This is a genomic window from Methanobrevibacter sp. UBA212, from assembly GCF_905233225.1.
Classification (GTDB): domain Archaea; phylum Methanobacteriota; class Methanobacteria; order Methanobacteriales; family Methanobacteriaceae; genus Methanocatella.
This window is the reverse complement of record NZ_CAJODJ010000002.1, coordinates 19,693-43,051: the sequence shown is the minus strand read 5'-3', so window position 1 is coordinate 43,051 and position 23,359 is coordinate 19,693. Positions and strand designations below refer to the sequence as shown.

The following is a 23,359-nucleotide window of genomic DNA, read 5'->3' as shown; positions in this document are numbered from 1 at the left end:
AAATTATTTAAAAGTTAATACAAAACAAAAACTTTCAAAAAGAAGTTTATACAAATTTCATGAAAAAATAAAAATGACGATTGAAAATCAGAAAAATTCATTCATTTGAATTGATGCCTTTCTCGGCTAAAAATTCATTTTGAACCCTGACGACCTCCGCACTGGTGTCGGCTTCACTGTATGCCTCAAGCAGGTCATGGTTAAGCTCAATGAATGTATGGCCCCACTTATATCCGTCCATCAAATCGATAGCTTCCTCCTTAAAGCGAGTGATGTATAGTGTGGCGCTGATTGCCTCAACCGTGGATAGGATACATGCCTTTCCATAGTTTACGGGGTTTGTTGCAATCAAAAAAGGCAATGATCGGTGGTATTTTGAAAGTGAAAAGAATTTTTTAGAACTTGACACATCATTCCATGAGCAGTCAAGCCCTACAATTCCTCTCCTTTGAACATATCTGTAGTCTTCATAGGATACAGCCTTTTCAGCATATGGATTGAGTACGATTGCACCTGAGGGAATCTTGTTGATATTTTCAACTAGTCGGCATTTCCCCATTTTGGCCAGTTTTATTGCTGTGCACTTTTTCTTGTCGCACTCATTTGCATGAAAAACTGTAATCCTCATTCAGCTGCAGCCTCTTGCTGTTGTTGTAAGACAGAAGTGTTTCCCGCCTTATACTGCTTAACCAGATCCATTTGCTGATTAAACTGATCCTTTGTCAATCCGAATTCCTCATAGATTTTAGGAACGTTTTTGCTTTCCTTTAAGGTAATGCTTTTAAGCAGCGGTTCGACAAAGCCTGTGTAGGATTCACCATATGTATTGAGTGTTGCATTCACTTTGGATTTGGCGTCAATAATCATATAGATCAGATATCCCTGTTTTTCACCTTGTGATTGGCAGATGATAATGTTCATCGGCTTATCTGATGAATTTGAATCGTTTCCTTGAACTGCCTGAGTGAAGTAGATATTCCAGTCATTTCCATTGAAGCTGCGTTTTTCAGGGTTCATCACACCCTGGAGGTAATAGATGTCCATTAGGGCATCCGAATCGTCAACAGTGGATATGTTATATGTTATCTTGTTTTCCTTGTCCTCGTATGAATGCATGAATTTTTCACTATCGTTTTCTAAGCTAACATTTCCAGCAAAAGTACCTTCCATAAATTCTGTTTTGAATGGAGTGGTAACTCCGGCTGTCTTTTCGCCACCGTTCAATATTCCAGTGGCAAATATAACTCCCAAAATAGCAATTATTACAACTACTACTGCAATTATAATTATATTTTTATTTTCCATTGAAAATACTCCTATTATATCTTATGTTATTAATTTTGGTGAAAAGTCTTTATATAAGTTTAGGCAGATATTTAAATAGGTTATATTTATGAACAAAAAATCTCAATATCAGATATTACTGATAATTTTAATAGTTATTGTGGTAATCAATCTATCTTTTATTATCGGTGAGGTAAATAATAACAATAACCCAAACAATATTTATAATGTTACTGAAGTTGGAGGCAATGTAAACGGTACTGTCTACAAGATAGAGGCCGGAAATCCTTCTTCCAATGAAACCGTCGGCATTATTCTGGGAGTTCACCCAAGAGAGCATGAAATTCACGAGGAGGTCAACAAGACCATCCACAACATAACTGCAGAAAACGGCGCCAATAATCTGACAAAACATTATGTCATTTACTATATCAAGACAATAGCGAACTTGACTTCCCATGACGAAACCCGTGCTGCCGGTGAGGAGCTTGCAAATAAATACATCGTTCCGAATATTGCAAAGGACAATCCGTTCATTGTAGTGGATGTCCACGAGATCAACCCTGAATACGAGTATTCAAACTTTGTATTTAGCCTGTCCAACAGAACCGACAAGATCAATTCTTATATTTCCAAGATAACAAATGACGTAAATCTTGTTGATTATAACTTTGATTTGGGAACAAGCCCTGAAAAGGTCACAAAGCCAATAGCTGACAAGGGAATTAACACTTTGCTTGTTGAAACATGCATTACAGATTCCCTATCTCAAAAACATAAGACCGCTGAGAACTTAATCAGAAGTTTAGACGGGCTGGCGCCTTAGGTGATAATATGCAGAAAGTTCGTGGAATTCTAATTGGCCGCATGCAACCTGTTCATAACGGCCATATGGAGGTAATCAAACAGATTCTCAATGAAGTTGATGAGATAATCATAGGTATCGGCAGCGCTCAGGCAAGCCATGAGCTGAAAGACCCCTTCACGGCAGGAGAGCGTGTAGTCATGATGAGCCAGGCTCTGGCCGAAAAGGACATTGACCCGTCAAGATACTACATCATTCCAATGCAGGACATCAATTTCAATGCAATCTGGGTATCCCATGTCAAAATGCTGACACCTCCGTTCAATATCGTCTATTCAGGAAACCCCCTGGTCAAGCAGCTGTTCAGTGAGGAAGGCTATGAAGTCAGACAGCCCCCTCTATATGACCGTCTGCACCTATCAGGCAGCGAAGTCAGAAGACGCATTTTGAATGATGAAAACTGGCAGGAACTGGTTCCGAAGGCCAGCGTTGATTTGATTAGGGAAATCAACGGTGTTGACAGATTGAAAAATTTGTCAGTCAAGGAAATAAGTGATTTATAACAATAGTTATATAATAGTTTTGATATAATATATTACTTGGAGATGAAACAATGGTTGTAAGAGTAATAGAAGCAAAAGAAGACAAAGTTACAATGGCAGACCTAATTGCCGGATTAAAAAAAGACAAAAAGATTGATTATTCAGGTGCAATCTTCACATTTGAAGGAATTGTACGCGGAAAAGAAGAAAACATGAACCTGGAAAAGTTAATCTTGACAACCCCCGACAAGGAAAAGACAAAAAGCGAAATTGAAAAGATTGTGGAAAACGCTAAAATCAAATATAATGTTCACGAAATATCCGTAGTTCACTACATCGGTGAGTTTTACACCGGAGACATGCTGTTTTTAGTTGCAGTGCTTGGTGCCCACCGTGGAGAAACCCTCGATGCACTGAAAGAAGTTATTGAAACCGTCAAATATGATGTTGAATTCAAAAAAGAGGAAATTTCAAAAGAAGGTACCAAAACCATATTAGCAGGCGGATAATCACATGTTGATGCACATCCTAAGGATAATCATTGTGTTCCTTATCATATATGCAATAGTTAAAAACCTTAAAACACTCCTAAAAGCAGGAATCGTCGTTCTTGTTATTTTAATATTATTAGGATTCCTTGGACATTAATCCTACAAAATTAGTATTGATCCATGACTGAAAAAGTCATGGCATTTTTAATTATTTTTTAAACCCCAGATGTAAAAATAATATTTTGAATCTATTTTCCGATGATTACTTCGGTAGATTTTATGATAGCGGTAACGTCATCGCCTTCAGCCAGACCTAATTTTTCAGCAGACTCTTTGGTAATGACTGCAGTAATGGTGTTAGGTTCTGTCACTTCAATTTTAATGTTAGCCATAACGGCACCTTTGTCAACACTGACAATTTTTCCTTCTAATTGATTTCTTGCACTAAGTTTCATATCAAACACCTCCAATCTATTTACCTATAATTACTTCAGTGGATTTGATGATAGCAGTAACATCATCGCCTTCGCTTAAATCTAAGTTTTCAGCTGATTCCTTAGTTATAACAGCGGTAATAGTATTAGGTTCTGAAATTTCGATTTTAATATTAGCCATAACGGCTCCAAGTTCTACATTTGTAATTTTACCTTCTAATTGATTTCTTGCACTAAGTTTCATTTTTTCATCTCAATGTGTTTTTACAGTTATAATGTTATACCGAATTGTATATAAATGTTTCGTTTTTTGGCAAATAAAGACTTTTTTAATCGATTACCTGAAATACTTCATATCGAAAAAGTAAGTTTTAATAAGGATAATGACGAATATGATAAATATGAATATTGAATTAGAATCAATTGGCACTATCCATACCCAATTCAAAGAAATTGAAGGAATGCCAATTCAGCCAACAGGCGCAAAAGGAATTAAAGGTACAATTGAAATCAAGGACAAATATGCTGATGGCCTGAAAGATTTGGGTGACTTTTCACACATCCATCTAATCTATCTGCTTCACAAGGTTGACGGATACATGCTTGAGGTAAAGCCGTTCATGGACAACGACACACACGGGGTGTTTGCAACAAGATCACCAAAAAGGCCAAACAGAATCGGAATGAGTGTCGTTAAAGTAAAAAAAGTTGAAGGAAACACCATCCACATAGAAAACGTTGACATATTGGACGGAACACCGCTTCTTGACATAAAGCCCTATGTGCCACAACTATACGAGGACACCATAGACGAGCTGAAAATAGGATGGTTTGAAACCAAACACCAAAAGGCAAAGTCACAAAAGTCAGATGATAGATTCAAATAATCTATCCTACTTAAATTTTTGAGGAAACTCAAGTTTCAATTCATTGACAAAATCCTCAATTATAATGTCTTTTAAGGGATTGCCTTCACTATTAAAATCATTAAAACATCCCTTTGAATTGAGAATAGGGAACTTATCATAATAATCCGGCAAATCTTCGATAGACATATCATTCATTTCAACATATTCTTCAATATATTTATCCAATACATCACTTAACGCCAAATTTTTATCCCATACACCATCATAACGTCTGATGTTAATGTTTGACACGTTATCCTTCAGCTTGTCAAATTCATACTTGTCATGAAAGACCAGATCCTTGGCCATGGCAAGCTTCAGGTCCTGAACAAATTCATCATCGCAATGTCCGCAGGTGTAGATTTCCTTTTGGGAATCGGACAATTCATTCAGGTAATCGTCATTCCTAAAGTAGAAAAAGGAATGCCTTACCGGAGGCAATGACTGGGCATTTCCATTATCATATTTTTCAAAGGGATGCAATGCATGCATTACTGTCAATTCCGTGAATGATGTATCCCCAATATAATCCACAAGTTCGGGATATTCATCCAGAGTCATCTTGTCAATGTCTGCAGGAGTAGGGACACAACCCAATTTCTGGCCCCTGAAGCAGATATAGAAAGTCCTGTCGGAATCAATTGAATTGAAATATTTTTGTATGGACCTGCAGGTTTTGAATTCCTCTTCAGACATTGAAAAGAACAGGTCAATATACTCCAAGTCAATGTCATGGCTGTTGCAAATCTCCTTTAATTGTGGAAAAACTTCCTTAATGAAATAATAATGTTCACCAAACATGTCAGGAATGGTACTGATAATCATAATTGTAATATGATTTTTACACATAATTAAAACACCTACATAACAATGTTAAACATTATCATATAAATAGTATGTGTTTTATGAAAAATCAATCTGAATTTATAATATAAAAAGAAAAAAAGAGTAAGCTATAAGTTGTTTATAGCTTCGGTAATTAATTGAATAGTGTTTTCTATATCTTCCATACTACATACGCTTACAGGAGTGTGTATGTAACGGGTAGGAACGGATAAAACACCTGTAGGAATTCCTTCACGGGTCAAGTGAATTGCAGTTCCGTCAGTGGTACCGCCGTCACTTACCTCCAATTGATATGGAATCTCGTTTTCATCACCCGCTTTTATAAGCATGTCCTTGACGGATTGCTGGGTTAAAATACCTCTTCCGCTGGCATCTGCCAAAATTATGGCAGGTCCTTTGCCCATAACGACAGGTGCCTCTTCAGGCTTGATTCCAGGATGGTCCCCTGATAATGTCACGTCAAGTGCAATTGCAAGGTCCGGATTCAATTTGAATGCTGATGTTTTGGCTCCCTTAAGGCCAACCTCTTCCTGAACTGTACCTACACCATAGACAGTGGCTCTGGTATTGACCCTTTTTAAGACTTCCATCATCACATAACAGCCTACACGATTGTCCAAAGCCTTACCCATGATTAGATTATTTGGATACTCAACAAATAGTGAGTTGAAAGTCATCTTGTCTCCGATTCTCACCATCTTTTCTGCTTCTTCCTTGTCCTTGGCTCCGATGTCAATGAACATGTCATCAGATTTAACAACCTTTTTTCTCTCTTCAGGACTTGTTACGTGTGGCGGTTTTGAACCGATTACTCCAACAATAGGTTCACCTACAGAAGAGTGAACGGTTACAGTTTGGTTCATTAACATCTGATCATTTATTCCGCCAATGTTTGAAAACTTAATAAAACCGTTATCGTCAATGTATCTTACCATCAAACCGATTTCATCCATGTGGGAAGCAAGCATTACTTTAGGCGCTTTCTTTTCGCCTTTTTTGGTTGCAATGAGGTTTCCCATGCTGTCAGTTTCAATTGTATCGGCTACATCTTTTAATTCGCGTGTAATAATTTCAGCTATTTTCTCTTCACTGCCAGATACACCTGGCGCCAAAGATAGCTCTCTCATTAATTCCATCTTATCACCAAATTATTTTTTAAATTTAATATTATTAAATAGTTTCTATACATATATAATATAGGTGTTATTATGTCAATTGTTGAAATATTTTTCAGTCCATCAGGAACCAGCAAAAAAGTAGCTGACAGGATAGCTGGTAATTTTAGCCAGGAAAAGGAGATTTGCAACCTTCTCATATTCAACTCTGAAAAGGAATTGAAAAGCGAGGATGTTGCAGTTGTAGTGATGCCCGTTTTTGCCGGAAGGCTACCAAAAACCGCACGTGAGAGATTATCAAAAATCAAGGGAAATGAAACACCTGCAATTGCAGTCGTCAACTACGGCAATGCCCATGTTACTGATTCCCTGCTTGAATTAACAGATTTGTTAAGGGAAAATAACTTCAATGTAATAGCTGCCGCTTCCACTGTTTCCCATCATTCAATATTTGATGGCGTTGCTGTCGGAAGACCTGATGACAGCGATATGGAAAAGATTGATGAATTCAGTGAAAAATGCATCAAAAAATTAGAGTCAAACGAATCATTGGAATCCGAAATTCCGGGAAACATACCATACACAGATTACAAGCAGCTGCCATTTGAGATAAGCTGTGATGAGACAGTGTGTGCCTTCTGTTATGATTGTGTTTCAATCTGTCCTGAAAAAGCGATACCTGAAGATGATCCCATTGAAACAGACCTCAATTCATGTTCAAGGTGCACAGCATGCATTTCAATTTGCCCAGAAGATGCACGTAAGTTTTCAGGAGCGGCATTTGAAGCAAAAAAACCTGATTTTGAGAAAGCAAACAGCGAAAGAAAAGAGCCTGAATTCTATTTATAGATTCATTCTCTTTTTTGCAACTTCCCTTACATATTCGTTTTCATCATTCAGTGAGATATCCTTCAGGACTTTCTTACTCACTATCTTTTTAACGGCGACTTCACGGATTCTCCAGGCTGATGCATTTCTTGCAATGTCTGTCAGCATCTTCTGGTTCTTGATTAAAGATACCGCCCTGACGGAGATATTTTCAGATATGCCCTGTTCATAAATTTTAAACAAGCATTTTTCGACTTTGATTTTATTCAATGCCTTAAGGGAGAATTCTTCATCCTCATTTGCAAGGACAATCCTGATTAATGTTTCCAAATCGTCGATATTGTCAAGAGTGGCTTTGCTTATGGAATCCAATTTCGCATTTTTCAAAATTTCAATGAAATTTTTCTCTTCAGTGATGTGGCTTAATGCTTCTAAAGCCACCTCCTCATGTGTTGAATTGATTGCAACATACGTAAAATCATCTTCACTTGTTATTGCAGGGTTTGTTATTGCATGATTTCTTACAAACTGATCATCATCCTCAAGAGCAATCTTAACCAGGTCATCAGGATTGGAAATGCTTTTAACGGCAATCTGGCGGACAAACCTGTCATCATCGGATGCGATGACATCCAGTAAAACCTTTTCATCGGTTATTTTTTTGACGGCTTCACTTCTGACAATCTTGTCTGAATCGTTTAGGGCAATCTGTTCCAGCAAATCCTCATCATCGAGTTTTTTAACCAAATCCAGTCTCACATCTGCTTTTTTGGAGTTTATGGCAATGTCTCTTAAAATGTTTATATCATCAATCTTATCAAAAATCAGGGTTCTTATTTTTGCGTTGTCCTCATTCAATGCAATGTTTTCAAGGCATTTGTCGTCTTCAATCTTTTTGACTGCGGCAATTTTAACGGATTCGTCCTTATCCTCAATTGCTACTTTCTGAAGCATCTCTTCGCTGACGAATGTTTCCTTTTCCACACAGGCCTTTCTGATTGATTTGTCCTTTGCCTTGAAGACCAGGTCATACAACACATCAGCATCATCAATCTTTTCAACGGCAGCATTTCTGTATCGTTTATCCTGCGCATCGATTGCAATCCATTTGAGGGTTTCCTCATCAACCACCTTTTCAAAGATTTCATCAACATCAGGACCCTTTTTTGTATTGATTACGACTTCGGCAATTGACTTGTTGTTTTCGCCGAGCCTTTCCCATGCAAAGCTTCTCACATCAAAAAACTGGGAGTTTTCAGCGGCATCCCTTAAAAGTCTCTCATCCTTAACGTTATTTATTGCAATCAGTCTGATTGCACGGTCCTTGACATTTTTGGCCAAATCCAAAGCCACATATTGGTCGGTAATCTGGTCGGCGGCCGCCGCCCTTTCATACCTGTCCTTGCTGTTTATGGCTATGTCCTTTAAAACCAACTGATCCTCATCAATTTCCAAATCATCAGGAATTACCTTCTCTTCCTTTTTGGGTTTTTCTTTTTTGTTATCGCTTTTCTTGAATCTGTCAAATAATCCCATTTTAATTTACATCCCTATACATTTTATCTAAAAAGCTTGCAAGTGAAATAATATCCTGGGCATTGTGCTCTATTATCGGCACTACGGGACCTATATTATTTTCTTCTAAATAAGCATCAAAATATCCGGGAATATATTGTCCCGGAACATCTCCAACTCGATTTATTCCAAACAATTCTTTTTCTATCGTTTGCAGCTGGCAATTCGGAAGCTTTTCACCCCACAGATTTTTTGCAAAATACATCAAGTCGAGGTGAGGCAAATCCAAATCGGCATCGATCCTATTGTATCTACATCTATTTTTTATAAAAGGTACATCAAAAGTTTTTCCATTGAATGTCACATGAATTGAATCCTCATCCAAATGAGACAGGTAGGCATCAATGATGCTTGCCTCTTCGGTGTAATCCCTCAGGAAATATTGCGATGCCTCAATTCTATTTTGCTTAATTTCAGCAACACCTATCAAGATTATCGGAACATTAGATAATCCTTTTGTCTCAATATCCATGAACTTGAAGTTTTTCTCATCCGTCAGGCTGATGCTTTTGATTACATTATCCCTGCATTTTTTTGAATACCTGTTACCGTCCAGCATGTCAATGATTTCGCAAAATGACCTCCCATCCAAATTACCTAAAAATTCAGATGCCAAATCCCCATATCTATCATGATTTGTGAGGGATTCAATCGTGTCATAACCTTTGCTTTTAAGGTTTTGCTCAGTTTTCAGACCTATTTTAGGCAGCAATTTCAAATTGCTGTTCATCTGATGCATGAAATCATTGTCCTCAATATTAAAATCTATCCTTTCCTTTTTTGTTATTTTCAGCACATCTCCAAAGGATGTCTTGGATATTTTACAGTCCATTACATCTTTCAAGGATTTCTTATCATATTCAATCAAAAGCTTTTCCTTCAAATCCTGATAATATGATGGAGATAGTTTCCTTGCCTTATTTTTTGCAATTTCTGAAGGATTCTGTGAACTTATTGAGTTGGATAGTGTTTTTCTCAAATATTCTTCAAAATTATAATCATGCATCATTCAATTAAACTTTATAAATAACCTAATATAAAGCTTTTTAATAAAGTATACTTGAATTTTTATAAATTACAATAAACTTTATATATGGTTACTTTCAAATAATATAATTGGCTACAAAGTAGCCTAGAGATAGATAAAACAGCCAAATTTTAAAATTCATTTCTCTAAAAGCTTGTTAAAACAAGCAGGTAGATAGTTAATTTAATTAATTATCTACCACCAACTCAAAAACTATTTTTAATTAGAAAAGCGATTCAACTGTTGAAAAACCTTAGAAAAGTATTTAATATTTTAAAATAAAAATATAATTAATTAACATTTAAGGTTTGAGAATGAAACTGAAATTAGGTATAATATGCGGAATCCTGTCATGGAGTATAACTACAATTTTAATTGGAATTTTTAACCCAATATTTAACTCCCATTTTTCAAATATCAATATTATTGTACCTATAATTACAATTATTGTAACAGGATTTTTCGGAATAATTTATATAAGAAATATAGAAAGCAATGAAGTTATTGAAGGATTCCTGGTTGGAGTTCTGTTCACCATTATTGACATTATTTTAGATGCGATATTTTTCGTATTGCCAAAAGCCGGAAAATTGATTATAGGAAAGTACTCCACACATATCCTTTCCATAGCCCTAATTACAATATTGATAACAACATTTTTAGGGTATTTAGCTCAAATGACTATTGATTTAAAGTAAGGAGAAAAAATATGATACCAAAATCACACCCAAGGTATGAATCATTATTATTAAGAGACAAAATTGTCAAAGCCTCAAAGGAAGGCTATTTGGCAGAATCAGCCATGATAGCGCATGGCCGTGGCGAAGCGTTTGATTATCTGATTGGAGAGAAAACCACTTATCCTGCAAAAAGGGCAATGTATGTGGCAGTGGCTGCACTGCTTTTATCAAACAATCCAGTGATTTCAGTCAACGGCAATGCAACCGCCCTTGCATGTGATGAGATAATCGAACTGGCAAGAAGCGTTAATGCAAAAATAGAAATAAACCTTTTTTATAGAACTGACGACAGAGTGAAAATAATAACTCAATTATATAAAGACCATGGGTATAAAGAAATTTTAGGATCATTAGATGATGATATAGAATATTTAAATGAAATAAAAAATAGCAGATCTTCAGCAAGCAAAACCGGAATATACAGTGCGGATACAATACTTATTCCATTAGAAGATGGCGACAGAGCGGAAATACTGAAAAAAAGCGGCAAGAATATAATAACAATTGATTTGAATCCACTTTCAAGAACATCAAAAATGTCTGACGTGTCAATAATGGACAATATTGTTCGTGCAGTACCATTTATGACAAAGATAGCTGAAGACTTAAAGACTCAGGATAAGGAAATATTGATGGAATTAGTCAATGAATATGACAATGATGAAAATCTTAAGGAATCATTAGAGCAAATAAGAATTAAAGAGTGAATATAATGCAAGTAATGGGAATATCTGGTATGCCGGGTTCTGGAAAAAGCATAGTTTCAGATTTGGCAGCTGAAAAGGGAGCAATTATTGTTAGTATGGGCGACATTGTACGAGAAGAAGCCAAAAAAAGAGGAGAAGGCAGCAAGGAAACTGCCCAAAATCTAAGGGCAGAGCATGGTCCGTACATAGTGTCTGAGCTTACAATCAAAAAGATTAAAAAACTTCAGGATGACGGTGTCGAAAATCTGATAATCGTTGAGGGCATAAGAAGCCATCATGAAGTGGAGATGTTTAAGGAAAATTTCGAAAACTTCATTATCCTTTCCGTATTCACCAATCCGACAATACGCTTTGAAAGATTGAAACTGAGAATGAGGGAAGACGATTCACAGGAATATTCCGAATTTGAAAGAAGGGACAAAAATGAATTGGGCTTTGGAATCGGAACGGTGATTGCACTTTCAGACAAGTTAATCATTAACGAAAGTGATCTGGAAAGCTTCCAGGATGAAATCAACGAATTCTTTAGTGAAATCGGATTATAATTATTTTTCTTTTAAAACAGCATCTTCTATTACAAAAACACCACTGTCAAGATGCCATTCCTTTTTATATTTTAATATTTCAATTCTTTTTTTAAAAATAGGTCCGTCAATCGCCAATGTTTCGGCTTCACCGCCTTCAAAGGCTATGTCAACATGATATTTTTCATTAAGCCGGACAAGCTCATCGATTGTATCATCGTCGATTATTCTTCCAAGCCAGGATTCATCCAATCCCCATGCAGCGACACCGCAAATCATTATCTTAAAACCTAATGAAACGATTTTGCGCATGTATTCCAGCTCGTCCACATGCCAATAAGGAGAAATTATTTTCAATCCGACCTCATCACCCAATTTTTCAATCCTGGACTTCTGATAGACTGAATAAAGTGCACCTGTGTATATTGCCTCAACACCCAAATCCTTAAGGTCTAAAAAAGCGGCCTTCAAATCCTCAAGTTCCTCTTCCTTAACGCCATCTGTTTCAACTGACATTATAGGAATATCAAGCGCCTCTGAAAGCAAATCAGTGACATGAATGTTTGGAACATGAAACATGTATGACTCATCATTTTTGGATTTCATTGAAAGAAGATATTTTACATCTTCTTTCGCTTCCAAAGCGGCATAAACAGCCATGGTGCTGTCCTTGCCTCCAGAAAATAAAATCGCAACGTTCATATCTATCGTTTACGTTTTTTGTTCATGGTCTTTCTAAATCTTCTATATGCCGGAACAACAGTGTCCATATAGATTCCTATCAATGCGACAACAACACCGATACCGCCGCAAACCAATGTAAATTGAAGATTTGACAACATTGAAGAGTTTGTTGCATTTACGCTATTCTGAACCGGCCCTTCAATATTGCTTGCGACAATTCCTTTATTAAGCAATGTATGTTCAAAATCATCCAGATTAGCTGAATCAACAACTAAAACAGCATGAATCTGTGCATAGGAAAGTGTCTCACCGTATACCAATTTATACCAATCTGAAAAAGTTTTTAAAGCTTGGGATGCTGTGTAATTATCATCCAACTCTATAATGATTTTGTCATCCGCTACGGTATAATTCTTATAGTGGCTGTCAATATTTCCGACTATCTCCTCAAAATAGTCATGCTCCATTTTATTAAAGTGCCACATTGGTATCGAAATCGAAGTTTCATCAAATGATTTGAAACCCTTCATGGAAGATACGTCTTTTCTAAGGGCATCAGTATCTACAGAAGATGATAAATCGAGAGATAATTTTTCTTCATTATTTGGCATGCTTTTTTCAATAGTACTTGCCATATCAGGCAGCTCTTCATAAATCGGCTGCAGGAAGAATGCCCCTCCGATTGAACCGATTAAAAAAGCCACTGCCAGAACCAACAGCACTTCGCGTTTTGGCATGTATTGTCTCAACATTCCTATTGAAAAAACAAAAACCATCATAATAATAAATAAAACAAGGTAAATTATTAGAGTTATAATATCCATATATTTCACACGCCATTTTACAGTATATTAAAATATTAAATTATATACTTAAAAAAACTTTTGTATGAAAAGTGATTATTTTACATATATCTGCATATTTTCACTATTTTCAGGCCATTCAACAGTTATTGAATTTTCACCTTTCTTCAGATATATGCTGGATTTTTCAAGTGTTGACCTGAAATATATTTTTTCATCTTTATTTTTACCGTCTTTAAGCTTTATATTGCATGAAATATAATCACTTGCAACATTTACCTTCAAATCATTTGATGCCACAACATCAATCGTGTGTTTTGATCCCTGACCCTGTCCGTAAACCTCTTCAATGGCCTGGGACACCTTTGACAAGTCGGATTTCACGTTTAACGTATCAGACACATCCAATGTATTTCCAATCGTCAATTCCGCTAAAGGCAATGTGAAAGCAATCAACAGGATTAGCGACACTACAAATATCAGCAAATATTCAAGAGAAACCTGACCCCTATTGTCAATCATCGCTACACCACCAAAACCAGATTTTTTGCAAAAAGCATGATTATGTCCCCATAAAATACCGCCACCAGCAGTCCTGCAAATATTGCCGGAGTGAACGGATAGGAAATCTTTATGGATATGTATTTGCCGATGAATCCCTGAGCGCTCATTATCTTGATTAGATACATGTCCTTTTCAGTTATTCCCCCTGCACTCATGGATTTGAAATAATATTTTCCCTCATCGCTTTTGCTTTCACACACTTCCAGATTGCCGTCGACATCATTTATCAACTCAATGATGTACTCTTCATCAAAATAAAAATCATTTACGATGTTTCCTTCCTTCAAATCCTTGATAAGTATTGTTTTATTCAAGGTCGAATGGATCATCTTTCGTAGATTCTCAATATTCAGAAGAGTTATCAGATAAAAGGGATGCTTTTTGAATGTCTCATTTTTAGCTATGAGATGGCAAACAAAAATCGCCAAAAATGGAAAGGAAACCAGAATGCTGTTTGCAACGACACTGAATGAAAACGGATATATTGACAACTGAGGAAAAACATTCAAAAAATCAATATTAAGTCCACTTGGTATTACTGTAGCGATAGCAGTAAATAATCTTACATCACCACCACCCCACATTTTCAATTTCCACAGCAAATAAGTTATGGCATATGTGATAACCATTGAAATAAATGAAGCTAAAATGAATTTAACGTTATTTGAAATCAATGACAATATCAGATTTGAGGCCAGTCCAAATAACGCCAAAACATAACATAACCTCTCGGGAACAAAATTGTCCCGAATATCGTAAATTGATGCCAAAATACAAAATAGCAATGTAATAATTATTTGAATCAAAAAAATGGTACTAAAATTCATGATAGTACTATTATAACTCAAAATATATTAATTAGATAGAAAATCAACTTGTCAAATTGCTTTTGACTTGTAAAATTGTAACAAAAAGAGAAAAATTAATTTTTAGAAAACTCATAAATAGCTTCTAAAAATGCTTTAAATAATGGATGTGGCCTATTAGGTCTTGATTTAAATTCAGGATGGAATTGGCAACCAATAGCCCAAGGGTGATTTGGCAATTCAACAATTTCAACCAGGAAGTCATCAGGACTTGTACCGGAAATTATCAGGCCTTTTTCCTGCAAATCATCTCTGAAATCATTGTTAAACTCATATCTGTGCCTGTGACGTTCTTCAATATCTATTTCACCATAGGCTTCATAAGTTTTAGTTCCTTCAATGATTTTACAGTCATAGGATCCCAAACGCATGGTTCCACCCATGTCTTTGATTTTCTTTTGCTCTTCCATCATGTCGATAACAGGATATTTCAAATTGTCATCGAATTCGGAACTGTTGGCATCAGGATATCCGTTTCTTCTTGCAAATTGAGTCACCATGGACTGCATTCCAAGACAGATTCCGAACAACGGAACATCGTTTTCAATCGCATAATCTATTGCATCCAACTTGCCTTCAAAACCACGTTCTCCAAATCCTCCTGGAATTAAGATACCGTCAAACTCCTTTAAAGCGTCCTTGTCCAGCTCCTCAACATCGGAACTCAAATATTTGATATTTGCCTTTACTCCAATGCTTGCCGCTGCGTGAAGGAGAGATTCGCGGATACTGATGTATGAATCTTCAAGTTCGACATATTTTCCAACGATACCGATAGTGACTTGAGGATCGGTGATTCTTAATGATTCAACGATTTTAGCCCAATCGTCCAATTTGGAAGAGTCTGCCTCAACATCCAAACCGATTCTATCAACAATCAGCTGACCTATTTTGCGTTCTTCCAATACCAAAGGAACCTCATAGATTGTTCCTGCATCAGGAGTGTTGACCACTGCCTTAACGTCCACGTCACAGAAATGAGCAACTTTTCCAAGCAAGGCGTCGTCAATGTGGACCTGTGACCTGCATACAATAACATCAGGATTAATACCGACACTTCTTAATTCCTTTGTGGAGTGTTGGGTAGGTTTTGTTTTGAATTCTCCAGCTGCATTTAGGTAGGGGATAAATGTAACATGGACAAACATAACATTTTCTTTGCCTTCCTCATTTCTGAGTTGTCTTAAGGCTTCAAGGAAAGGTTGGCTTTCAATATCTCCGACAGTACCGCCAAGCTCAACAAGAACAACATCATAATCTGCACTTTCTGAATTTGCCCTAATCATTTCCTTGATACGATTAGTTATATGAGGGATAACCTGTACACATTCTCCAAGATATCCTCCTTCTCTTTCCTTAGCGATGACAGATTCATAAACCTTACCGGTGGTAATATTTGCCATTCCATCAAGCTCAACATCTAAAAATCTTTCATAGTGTCCCAAATCCAAGTCTGTTTCCATACCATCATGAGTTACAAATACCTCACCGTGTTGATATGGATTGAGTGTTCCAGAATCCCAGTTCAAATATGGGTCTATTTTAATAGCTGAAACTTTTAAACCATAAGATCTTAAAATTCTTCCCATAGATGCAGAGGTTATGCCCTTACCTATGGAACTAACTACCCCACCAGTTATAATAATATACTTTGTCAGAAAAATCCTCTCCTAATTAAAATTACATTTATAATTTTAGTATCTCATTGTATATAAAAATTTAATCTGATGTGAAAAATGCATTATAAAGAACAAAATTAATATGTTAAAACACTTATACTTTTAATTAAAAAAAGGTGATAAAATGATTATCGTTAATGCAAATTTACCAGTGAAAGAAGAAAAAAAGGATGAAGTAATTAAACAAGCCGAAACATTAATCAACGCCTCAAGAACACATGAAGGAAACATATCCTACAACCTGTACCAGGATGTCCTTGACGGCTCCCTGATATTCATCGAAAAATGGGAAAGTCAGGAAGCTCTACAGACCCACATGCAAACACCTGAATTCATAGAATTTGGTGAAGCAATCAAGGAATCCGTTACAGCACCTTTAGGCATCAAACTTATTGTCGGCGAAGAAATTGAAGGAAATTAATTTTTCCTTTAATATCTGCTGTTTCTCCAGTTATTCAACTTGTTTGAAATGTCTCTTGATGTTTCATCAAACTGAAACTGACCTTCATCACCATAATTGGCAAAGCTGTGAGACTGAACAAAGTCAAAACATGAATCGTTAGGTTCGGTCTGGCCATTGCCCCTTCGACAATACATTCCATGAGCCCTGCCGTACGGACTTACGCTCCAGTATGTGCAGTTCAGACAGATTTCATCACCGTTGTTTACCATTGAATCGAAATCCGGCTCCTCCTCAAAATCAAAATCAGATGAATCGTCATCCAAGTTGTTGAAAAATTCAATGCACTCGTCACAGTAGTTGTCCTCATCCAACTCATTGCCGCAATTTGGACATTTCATAATTTCACCCCAATGTCTTAATGAATTCCTTAATGTACTTATCGCAGAATTCCCAAGTGTGTTCCCCGGAAGCCTTAACAAAATCGGCATCAACGTCCATATCCTTCAGAAATTCATGAAAATCAACATTCTTTTCAAATAAAAAGTCATCCTCTCCACAGGCCATGTAAATGTCCGGAACATTCACACACCCTTCAATCAGTGCCTTAGGATCCATATCAGAGCCCTTCAACTCATCCAAGTCACCGAAAATGGACTCGTAGAAATCTCTGGAACGCAAAACATTCTCGTCATCTGTATAGTTTACAATATCATCGGTTATCAGAGCTGCAGATATCATTCCGATTTTGGAAAAGTTTTCATGATACTTCAAACCGTTTCTGACGGCACCGTAACCTCCCATGGAAAATCCTGCAATGAAAGTGTCTTCCCTCCTGTGTGAAAGGGGAAAAATGTTTCTTGTAATGTCAAGCAGTTCCTGACCGACATATTCCCCATAATAGGCATGTGCCTTTGGATTGTCAACGTAAAAGCTGTTTTCTCCGCACGGTATCACAATTGCTATTCCGTTGTCTTCGGCAAACTTCTGAATTGAAGTGTTTGCAAGAAATATGTCGTCACTGCCGTACAATCCGTGAAGCAGATACAGTGTCCTGTATGGCTTTGGAACTATTTCTTCTGCATCCTGCAGGAAGTGAATATTGTCTGCAGGCAATATTACGCTGATTGATGTGCGCCTCTGCAGGCTTTTACACTTGATATCCCCTCTAAATAGAACCATAATTCCACTATTCCAATAGCTTATCCAATTTGGAACTTATATCCGCCAATTGTTTTGACAGCTTTTCCTGATTTTTCAAAATCAAATTCTGATTGTCCAGTATTACCTTAAAGTGTGCATCAGTCAAGTTTGATGAACTGACCAGCTTATTAAATATATCTTCATTATCTATCATCAAATCACCTCCTATGTCCACAATTCAGTTATGAACATCGGACTTGCGTCCTCTGCCTTTTCAAAACCGCAATATTCATAAAATTTCATTTCCTCATCATATGCCACAACTACAATTCGCATATAATCCTTATAATGATTTTTAACTCTCTCAACAAGTTCCTTTCCGATTCCCTCAAGCTGATAATCGGGATGAACCAAAAGATAATGCACATAAGCATTCATTATCCCGTCATCCATTACGCAAATCATTCCAACAAGCTTGTCCCCATCCCATGCGGAGTAAACCGTTTCGAAGTTTTTCATAGCGATTACAAGCTTTTCGGGAAAATGACCTGAAGACCAATCAACCGATAAAAACAGATCCTGCAGCTGCTTTTTGCTAAATGTATGTGTGTTCTTATATGTAATTTTTGCCCTTATTTAAACCACCCTATATTCTGTCCATTTATTTGAGAAATATCTGTAAACGTAAATTCCTGCCCTTACATACCAATCGATAAACATTGCAATCCAAGTTCCGAACACTCCAATACCCATCCAATCGGCAATTACATATGAAAGGCCAATTCTGCATGCAAACATCACTGCCAAACTGATATACATTACTGATTTTGAATCTCCTGCACCCCTGAATGTTGCAGGAACAGTGAATGACAATGGCCATATTATTATTGCAAAGATTCCGTGCCATATTATCATTTCACTGGCCATGACTGCAGTTTGGGCCGACAGGTTGTATATGCCCAAAATCAAAGGCAGGCCTGCAAATATCAAGACATTTATGACAATGTGTGAAATGATTACGATAATCAGGCATTTCTTGTTGTAATATCGGGCCTGCTCATAGTCATCCGCACCGACACAATTCGATATCACTGCAGTAAGACCCAGATTGATTGCAAAACCTGGCAGAACCGAAAAAATTCCAATCGCATAACCGACAGAGTTTGCAGCTATTGCCATTGTTCCGAATGTTGAAACAATGCTTAAAACCAAAACCCTGCCCAATTGGAACAGTCCGTTTTCAATACCATATGGAATGCCTACCTGCAATACCTTTCTAAGTATAACAAAGTCAAACTTATGCTTTAATGTCTTTTTGATATGTAATTTATAATTATCGTCCACGGCAAAATGCATTATCAAAACGGCAGCCAATGCCCTTGATATCACGGTTGGAATAGCAACACCACGAACATCCCATCCCAAATAGTAAATGCAGAATGCATTACCCAAAACATTCAATACATCGCAAATGAGCAAAATCTTCATTGGAACGGTTGCATTGTTGGTTGTTCTAAAAATAGCCGCTCCGGCATTATAAATTGCCAGAAATGGAATTGACAATGCCACAATATACAAATACATATCCGCATTTGCCCACACATCCGCTTCGATTTGGCCGAAGAGAATTCCAATAAGGAAATGCCTTAACAAAACTACCAAAATCATTAGAACAATTGACAAAATAGTCGAAAACCAAACCAGCTGGGTTGCAGAGTTTCGCGCCTTGTCAATCTGTTTGTCGCCCAAATATTGTCCGGCTACAACGGCACCGCCTGTTGCAAGGGCCGAAAATGAAAAAATAAGAAGTTGAACTAAAAAGTCAACGAGAGAAACTCCCGAAATTGCCGCTTCACCTAATGATGCAACCATTACTGAATCGGCAAAGCCTACAAAGAATTCAAGACCGTATTCTATTAAAAGTGGAATGAATAGAGCAAGTAATGCCCTATTTGAATATAAGTATCCTTCAGGAGTTTTAAATATGTTCATAAATTACCTGATGAAGTTTGTGCGTGGTTTTTCTTCTTCTGTTATGGTCAAACCTTTCTCTTCACCCGCTTTCATACATTCCAGGAAAAATGCCATGTTATGGGCCAGTTGTCTCATGGTTCCCAATCCCTCTTCATCCTGCATTACCTCTTCGGGAGTGTTTCCATGAACCATATTCCAATAGAATGAGGAAATGATAGGCATCTGGCTGATTCCCAAATACTTGATCAGTTGATCATAGGTTGCGGTTGTTCCACCACGTCTTGCAGAGCAGACCACCGCTCCAGGCTTGTGCTTGAACGCTTCGCCATTGGCCCCATGGGAGTTTGAGTAAAATGCACGGTCCAGAAATGAAGTCATGGAACCGTTTGCACTGGCATAATAAACAGGTGAGCCGAATACGAAAGCATCCGCATCATATGCCTTTTTAACGAATTCGTTTACAACATCATTGTCAAATGTGCACTGTCCCTTCTCGCCGCATTTCATGCATGCGATGCATCCTATTATAGGTTTTGTTTTAATCCAGAATATTTCTGTTTCAATGTCATGGGTTTCCAAAGTCTTTGCAACTTCAGTCAATGCTGTATAGGTACAGCCGTTTTTATTTGGACTACCGTTAACAAGTAATACTTTCATTTTAATAATCTCCATCAATCAATCTTTGAACTAATAAATGTCCTTTCCTGAATTCCAATGAGCCTTTTTTCACTCCTTCCTCATCAAAGGATTCGCAATCATCACCATCACGTTCGGAATCGAATATAATTATCGGCACATCATCACGGGTGTGAGTTCCAACGCTTATCGGTGTCGGGTGGTCAGGCAATATTGCTCCCCTGTATGGTGAGCCTTCAAGACTTTCAATGATCGGACCGACAATGAACTCGTCAATCCTTTCGATTGCCTTTACCTTTTCAGCTGTATTTTGAGCATGGCCGGCCTCATCCGGAGCTTCAATATGAATCAATAATAAATCGGTTTCCTTTAATGCTTCAATACCATATTCTCCTTTTTGTTTATAGTCAGTGTCGAAATATCCAGTTGCACCTGGAACATCAATAATGTTCATTCCGGCAAAGTTTCCAATACCTTTAAGAAGGTCCACACCTGTGATTACTGAAGCTGTGATTCCATAGGTCTCCTCAAAGTTAGGCAGGCTTGGAGTTACGCCCTGTCCCCATAGCCATACCATGTTAGCGGGAATTTCCCTTTTCTGATTGATTTCATGACCTTTCAGATATTCTCTTGCTTCAAACATTATGTTTTGAATCTCTTCAGCCAATTCACATTCTCCAAACATGTTATCTAAAAGATTTTCACCAACAATGTCATGAGGAGGCATTGTCTTGATGCTTGAGAGAATCTCTGCATCCTCTATGCTGTCACATGAATAAATGAACAGATGCCTGTAGCTTACGCCAGTGTAGAATTTGCCTTTAAAGCCAGGGTACTTTTCGGTGAAATATTCGTTCAGACCTTTCATCAGCACGTCAGCCTCTTCGGTGGAAATGTGGCCTGCATTAAAATCATCCATTGCGTCACTTTCGCTGAATATGGTATTGCATCTGAATATCACATCTTCAGGCTTTGTCGGAATGCCTTCGCTTCCTGCCTCTAGAGGTCCACGGCCGGTATAGTAGTCTGCCGGATTGAAACCGAAGATGCTCATGTTTGCAACGTCAGACCCCGGAGTATACTGTGCAGGGACGTTATTGGTAAATCCGCCAAATCCTTTTTTGGCCAATCGGTCAATATTTGGAGTATTTGCCACCATAAGTGGGGTCTTGCCTTCCAATTCATCTACAGGGTAATCGCTGGAACCATCAGGAATAAAAATTACGTATTTCATGTTATCAAAAAAATAAAAAAAATTTAATTAGTTTTTATTCTTTAAAATACTAATTAAATCGGTCAACATCGCAGAAGCAGTTTCAAGAGAACCTGCTCCGAGTCCAATAACGGATACCTCATCAGCCAAATCGGTTTTGATTGTAGCCATGTTTAAGGTTCCGCTCACATCATAGGAACTTCCCCTTTTAACCAAACGAGGAGATACCTGCAAATTGTTAGGAGATACTTCAGCTATCAACTTTATCAGATAATCGTCCTTTTTGGCAAGCTCGATAGCCTGTGAGTTGATGTTTGAAATGCCTTCAACCTTAACATCACTGTATGTTGCATCAATTCCCAATAATGAATTTGCCAGAATAACAGTTTTACATGCTGCATCAATACCTTCAACATCCTGGGTCGGGTCGGTTTCTGCAATACCCAATTCCTGTGATTCCTTTAAGATGACTTCATATTCTGAACCTTCAGAAGTCATTCTTGATAAAATGTAGTTTGTGGTACCGTTGAGGATACCTTTGATTGATTTGATTTCACAGGAAGCTAAAGTATCTTTTGTGAAATTGATGATTGGCATTGATCCGCCAACACTGGCTTCATACTTAAATTCCACACCGGCCTCTTCAGCAGCACCAACAACTTCCTTGAATTTTAAGGCCAAATGTCCCTTATTTGAGGTTACAACATCTTTTCCCTGTTCGAATGCCTTTAGGGTTAGTGAAAGTGCAGGCTGTGCATCAACGATATTTGTAGGAGTTGCTTCTATAAGACAATCGTATTCAACAGCATCCAATACATCTGCACCATTCTTATCAGACCCAAATTCAGGATATGCTGATAGTTTTCCTTTCTCTTTTTTAGTCTTTACAAGTAATTCTTCATCCAAACCTTCCTGTGAGATTGCAGATGAAGATGAATCTGTTGCTGCCACTACTTTCACTGCAACACCAGTTTTATCCTTAATTAAATCTTTTTTCATAGATAGGGCATTGGCAACACCTTGGCCAACTGAACCGAATCCCATGATAATGACTTTACATTCATCCATAATAATCATCACTTAAACTTCATTAATCACTAGCAATTCCTTTTCCTCTGCAATTTCTGCAATCTTATCAAATACTATTTGCTTTTTGCCAATATCCGCTTCGATATTAATCAATGCGGTGGATTTTTCCTCACCGTTTAATTTAATATCAAATGCCACAATTACAACACCGTCCAATTTATTTATTCTATCCATAGTGTCCCTTAAGTCCTGGTCTACAATGTGGCCAAAGAATATTGTAGTGATTTTTTCTTTTCTAACAACACCATCCAATTCAATAATGGAAAATCCTAATTCTTCAAATCTGTCAACCACCTTTTTAAGGTCTTCATGTTCACCTTCTAAAGTAAGCTGAACCGGAACTTTCCCATTTTCGTTTTTATAATCTCTCTTATGAATGACAGTTACTAGATTAGCACCATACACACTGATTGGTTCTAATGCTTTAACTAACTGTCCTGGAGAATCTAAAAGTTCTAGAACCAAGTTTATTCTCATATAAA

Annotated in this window: 31 protein-coding genes; 9 read left to right on the top strand and 22 right to left on the bottom strand. The window is 37.2% G+C overall.

Annotated elements, in window-relative coordinates:
- Window positions 1-97 precede the first annotated feature (97 nt).
- Entirely contained in the window at window positions 98-628 is a 531-nt protein-coding gene (locus QZ138_RS00595) for a DUF367 family protein (RefSeq protein WP_292884884.1), read from the bottom strand.
- Window positions 625-1,305 (bottom strand): hypothetical protein, encoded by a 681-nt coding sequence (locus tag QZ138_RS00590; protein WP_292884881.1) that lies wholly within the window; start codon window positions 1,303-1,305, stop codon window positions 625-627. Before QZ138_RS00590 ends, QZ138_RS00595 begins: the two co-directional genes overlap by 4 nt.
- An 88-nt stretch (window positions 1,306-1,393) precedes the next feature.
- Between QZ138_RS00590 and QZ138_RS00585 the strand changes: the two genes are divergently transcribed.
- The 3 genes from QZ138_RS00585 to QZ138_RS00575 are packed head-to-tail and all read left to right on the top strand — an operon-like array spanning window position 1,394 to window position 3,140.
- Window positions 1,394-2,110, top strand: a complete 717-nt coding sequence (locus QZ138_RS00585; protein WP_292884878.1) for a hypothetical protein — start codon at window positions 1,394-1,396, stop codon at window positions 2,108-2,110.
- Window positions 2,111-2,118: 8 nt separating this feature from the next.
- Window positions 2,119-2,652, top strand: coding sequence for a nicotinamide-nucleotide adenylyltransferase (locus QZ138_RS00580; RefSeq protein ID WP_292884875.1), 534 nt, complete (start codon window positions 2,119-2,121; stop codon window positions 2,650-2,652).
- 50 nt (window positions 2,653-2,702) lie between these two features.
- A complete protein-coding gene (locus tag QZ138_RS00575) occupies window positions 2,703-3,140 on the top strand; it encodes a molybdenum cofactor biosynthesis protein MoaE (protein ID WP_292603383.1) in 438 nt (145 codons plus the stop codon).
- Window positions 3,141-3,370: 230 nt separating this feature from the next.
- On the opposite strand, the gene QZ138_RS00570 is transcribed toward QZ138_RS00575, so the two are convergent.
- Together QZ138_RS00570 and QZ138_RS00565 are read right to left on the bottom strand one after the other, a co-directional pair.
- Window positions 3,371-3,577 carry a molybdopterin-binding protein gene (locus tag QZ138_RS00570; RefSeq protein WP_292603381.1) on the bottom strand — a complete coding sequence of 69 codons (207 nt, stop codon included), beginning with the start codon at window positions 3,575-3,577 and terminating at the stop codon, window positions 3,371-3,373.
- A 16-nt stretch (window positions 3,578-3,593) separates the two neighbouring features.
- On the bottom strand, window positions 3,594-3,800 hold the full coding sequence (locus QZ138_RS00565; protein WP_292884872.1) for a molybdopterin-binding protein: 207 nt from the start codon (window positions 3,798-3,800) through the stop codon (window positions 3,594-3,596).
- A gap of 157 nt (window positions 3,801-3,957) precedes the next feature.
- Between QZ138_RS00565 and tsaA the strand changes: the two genes are divergently transcribed.
- Entirely contained in the window at window positions 3,958-4,443 is a 486-nt protein-coding gene (tsaA, locus tag QZ138_RS00560; RefSeq protein WP_292884869.1) for a tRNA (N6-threonylcarbamoyladenosine(37)-N6)-methyltransferase TrmO, read from the top strand.
- Window positions 4,444-4,449: 6 nt separating this feature from the next.
- Here tsaA and QZ138_RS00555 read toward each other — a convergent pair whose 3' ends face one another.
- Both QZ138_RS00555 and QZ138_RS00550 read right to left on the bottom strand, forming a co-directional pair.
- Window positions 4,450-5,313, bottom strand: a complete 864-nt coding sequence (locus QZ138_RS00555) for a hypothetical protein (RefSeq protein WP_292884866.1) — start codon at window positions 5,311-5,313, stop codon at window positions 4,450-4,452.
- 104 nt (window positions 5,314-5,417) lie between these two features.
- Entirely contained in the window at window positions 5,418-6,446 is a 1,029-nt protein-coding gene (locus QZ138_RS00550) for a M42 family metallopeptidase (RefSeq protein WP_292884864.1), read from the bottom strand.
- A gap of 72 nt (window positions 6,447-6,518) precedes the next feature.
- Between QZ138_RS00550 and QZ138_RS00545 the strand changes: the two genes are divergently transcribed.
- Window positions 6,519-7,274, top strand: coding sequence for a ferredoxin (locus QZ138_RS00545; protein ID WP_292884861.1), 756 nt, complete (start codon window positions 6,519-6,521; stop codon window positions 7,272-7,274).
- On the opposite strand, the gene QZ138_RS00540 is transcribed toward QZ138_RS00545, so the two are convergent.
- Window positions 7,269-8,789 (bottom strand): HEAT repeat domain-containing protein, encoded by a 1,521-nt coding sequence (locus tag QZ138_RS00540; RefSeq protein WP_292884858.1) that lies wholly within the window; start codon window positions 8,787-8,789, stop codon window positions 7,269-7,271. The genes QZ138_RS00545 and QZ138_RS00540 overlap by 6 nt on opposite strands.
- 1 nt (window position 8,790) lies before the next feature.
- Window positions 8,791-9,837, bottom strand: a complete 1,047-nt coding sequence (locus tag QZ138_RS00535) for a ribonuclease H-like domain-containing protein (RefSeq protein WP_292884856.1) — start codon at window positions 9,835-9,837, stop codon at window positions 8,791-8,793.
- A gap of 332 nt (window positions 9,838-10,169) precedes the next feature.
- Here QZ138_RS00535 and QZ138_RS00530 point away from each other — a divergent pair, with 332 nt between their 5' ends.
- Genes QZ138_RS00530 through QZ138_RS00520 form a run of 3 tightly spaced genes read left to right on the top strand, consistent with a single transcriptional unit; the run spans window position 10,170 to window position 11,847 of the window.
- Window positions 10,170-10,553, top strand: a complete 384-nt coding sequence (locus QZ138_RS00530; RefSeq protein ID WP_292884853.1) for a hypothetical protein — start codon at window positions 10,170-10,172, stop codon at window positions 10,551-10,553.
- Window positions 10,554-10,564: 11 nt separating this feature from the next.
- On the top strand, window positions 10,565-11,302 hold the full coding sequence (locus QZ138_RS00525; RefSeq protein ID WP_292884850.1) for a 4-phosphopantoate--beta-alanine ligase: 738 nt from the start codon (window positions 10,565-10,567) through the stop codon (window positions 11,300-11,302).
- 5 nt (window positions 11,303-11,307) lie between these two features.
- Window positions 11,308-11,847, top strand: a complete 540-nt coding sequence (locus QZ138_RS00520; RefSeq protein WP_292884848.1) for an AAA family ATPase — start codon at window positions 11,308-11,310, stop codon at window positions 11,845-11,847.
- Here the strand turns inward: QZ138_RS00520 and QZ138_RS00515 are convergent, their stop codons facing one another.
- The 5 genes from QZ138_RS00515 to QZ138_RS00495 all read right to left on the bottom strand — a co-directional run bounded on the left by QZ138_RS00515 (window position 11,848) and on the right by QZ138_RS00495 (window position 16,401).
- Window positions 11,848-12,528 carry a TIGR00289 family protein gene (locus tag QZ138_RS00515; protein ID WP_292884846.1) on the bottom strand — a complete coding sequence of 227 codons (681 nt, stop codon included), beginning with the start codon at window positions 12,526-12,528 and terminating at the stop codon, window positions 11,848-11,850.
- A 2-nt stretch (window positions 12,529-12,530) separates the two neighbouring features.
- On the bottom strand, window positions 12,531-13,289 hold the full coding sequence (locus tag QZ138_RS00510) for a hypothetical protein (RefSeq protein ID WP_292884843.1): 759 nt from the start codon (window positions 13,287-13,289) through the stop codon (window positions 12,531-12,533).
- A gap of 120 nt (window positions 13,290-13,409) precedes the next feature.
- Complete coding sequence (locus QZ138_RS00505; protein WP_292884840.1) at window positions 13,410-13,835, bottom strand: class III signal peptide-containing protein; 426 nt, start codon at window positions 13,833-13,835, stop codon at window positions 13,410-13,412.
- A gap of 2 nt (window positions 13,836-13,837) precedes the next feature.
- Window positions 13,838-14,704, bottom strand: coding sequence for a prepilin peptidase (locus tag QZ138_RS00500; protein WP_292884838.1), 867 nt, complete (start codon window positions 14,702-14,704; stop codon window positions 13,838-13,840).
- Window positions 14,705-14,799: 95 nt separating this feature from the next.
- Window positions 14,800-16,401, bottom strand: a complete 1,602-nt coding sequence (locus QZ138_RS00495) for a CTP synthase (protein WP_292885007.1) — start codon at window positions 16,399-16,401, stop codon at window positions 14,800-14,802.
- A 145-nt stretch (window positions 16,402-16,546) separates the two neighbouring features.
- Between QZ138_RS00495 and QZ138_RS00490 the strand changes: the two genes are divergently transcribed.
- A complete protein-coding gene (locus QZ138_RS00490) occupies window positions 16,547-16,843 on the top strand; it encodes a putative quinol monooxygenase (RefSeq protein ID WP_292884835.1) in 297 nt (98 codons plus the stop codon).
- Window positions 16,844-16,851: 8 nt separating this feature from the next.
- Here QZ138_RS00490 and QZ138_RS00485 read toward each other — a convergent pair whose 3' ends face one another.
- The 9 genes from QZ138_RS00485 to QZ138_RS00445 are packed head-to-tail and all read right to left on the bottom strand — an operon-like array spanning window position 16,852 to window position 23,354.
- Window positions 16,852-17,223, bottom strand: a complete 372-nt coding sequence (locus QZ138_RS00485; protein ID WP_292603349.1) for a hypothetical protein — start codon at window positions 17,221-17,223, stop codon at window positions 16,852-16,854.
- Window positions 17,224-17,227: 4 nt separating this feature from the next.
- The gene (locus QZ138_RS00480; protein ID WP_292884833.1) at window positions 17,228-18,004 is read right to left on the bottom strand and encodes an alpha/beta hydrolase family protein; all 777 of its coding nucleotides are present in this window, start codon (window positions 18,002-18,004) and stop codon (window positions 17,228-17,230) included.
- A 7-nt stretch (window positions 18,005-18,011) separates the two neighbouring features.
- Window positions 18,012-18,179, bottom strand: coding sequence for a hypothetical protein (locus tag QZ138_RS00475; protein ID WP_292603345.1), 168 nt, complete (start codon window positions 18,177-18,179; stop codon window positions 18,012-18,014).
- 11 nt (window positions 18,180-18,190) lie between these two features.
- Window positions 18,191-18,541: a GNAT family N-acetyltransferase gene (locus QZ138_RS00470; RefSeq protein WP_292885004.1), complete on the bottom strand. Its 351-nt coding sequence runs from the start codon at window positions 18,539-18,541 to the stop codon at window positions 18,191-18,193.
- 60 nt (window positions 18,542-18,601) lie between these two features.
- Complete coding sequence (locus tag QZ138_RS00465) at window positions 18,602-19,957, bottom strand: MATE family efflux transporter (protein ID WP_292884830.1); 1,356 nt, start codon at window positions 19,955-19,957, stop codon at window positions 18,602-18,604.
- Between the two features lie 3 nt (window positions 19,958-19,960).
- Window positions 19,961-20,596 (bottom strand): flavodoxin family protein, encoded by a 636-nt coding sequence (locus tag QZ138_RS00460; RefSeq protein WP_292603341.1) that lies wholly within the window; start codon window positions 20,594-20,596, stop codon window positions 19,961-19,963.
- A 1-nt stretch (window position 20,597) separates the two neighbouring features.
- Window positions 20,598-21,809: a cofactor-independent phosphoglycerate mutase gene (locus QZ138_RS00455; protein WP_292884827.1), complete on the bottom strand. Its 1,212-nt coding sequence runs from the start codon at window positions 21,807-21,809 to the stop codon at window positions 20,598-20,600.
- A gap of 27 nt (window positions 21,810-21,836) precedes the next feature.
- Window positions 21,837-22,856 (bottom strand): homoserine dehydrogenase, encoded by a 1,020-nt coding sequence (locus QZ138_RS00450; protein ID WP_292884824.1) that lies wholly within the window; start codon window positions 22,854-22,856, stop codon window positions 21,837-21,839.
- Between the two features lie 12 nt (window positions 22,857-22,868).
- Window positions 22,869-23,354 (bottom strand): amino acid-binding protein, encoded by a 486-nt coding sequence (locus QZ138_RS00445; protein ID WP_292884821.1) that lies wholly within the window; start codon window positions 23,352-23,354, stop codon window positions 22,869-22,871.
- Window positions 23,355-23,359: the final 5 nt, after the last annotated feature.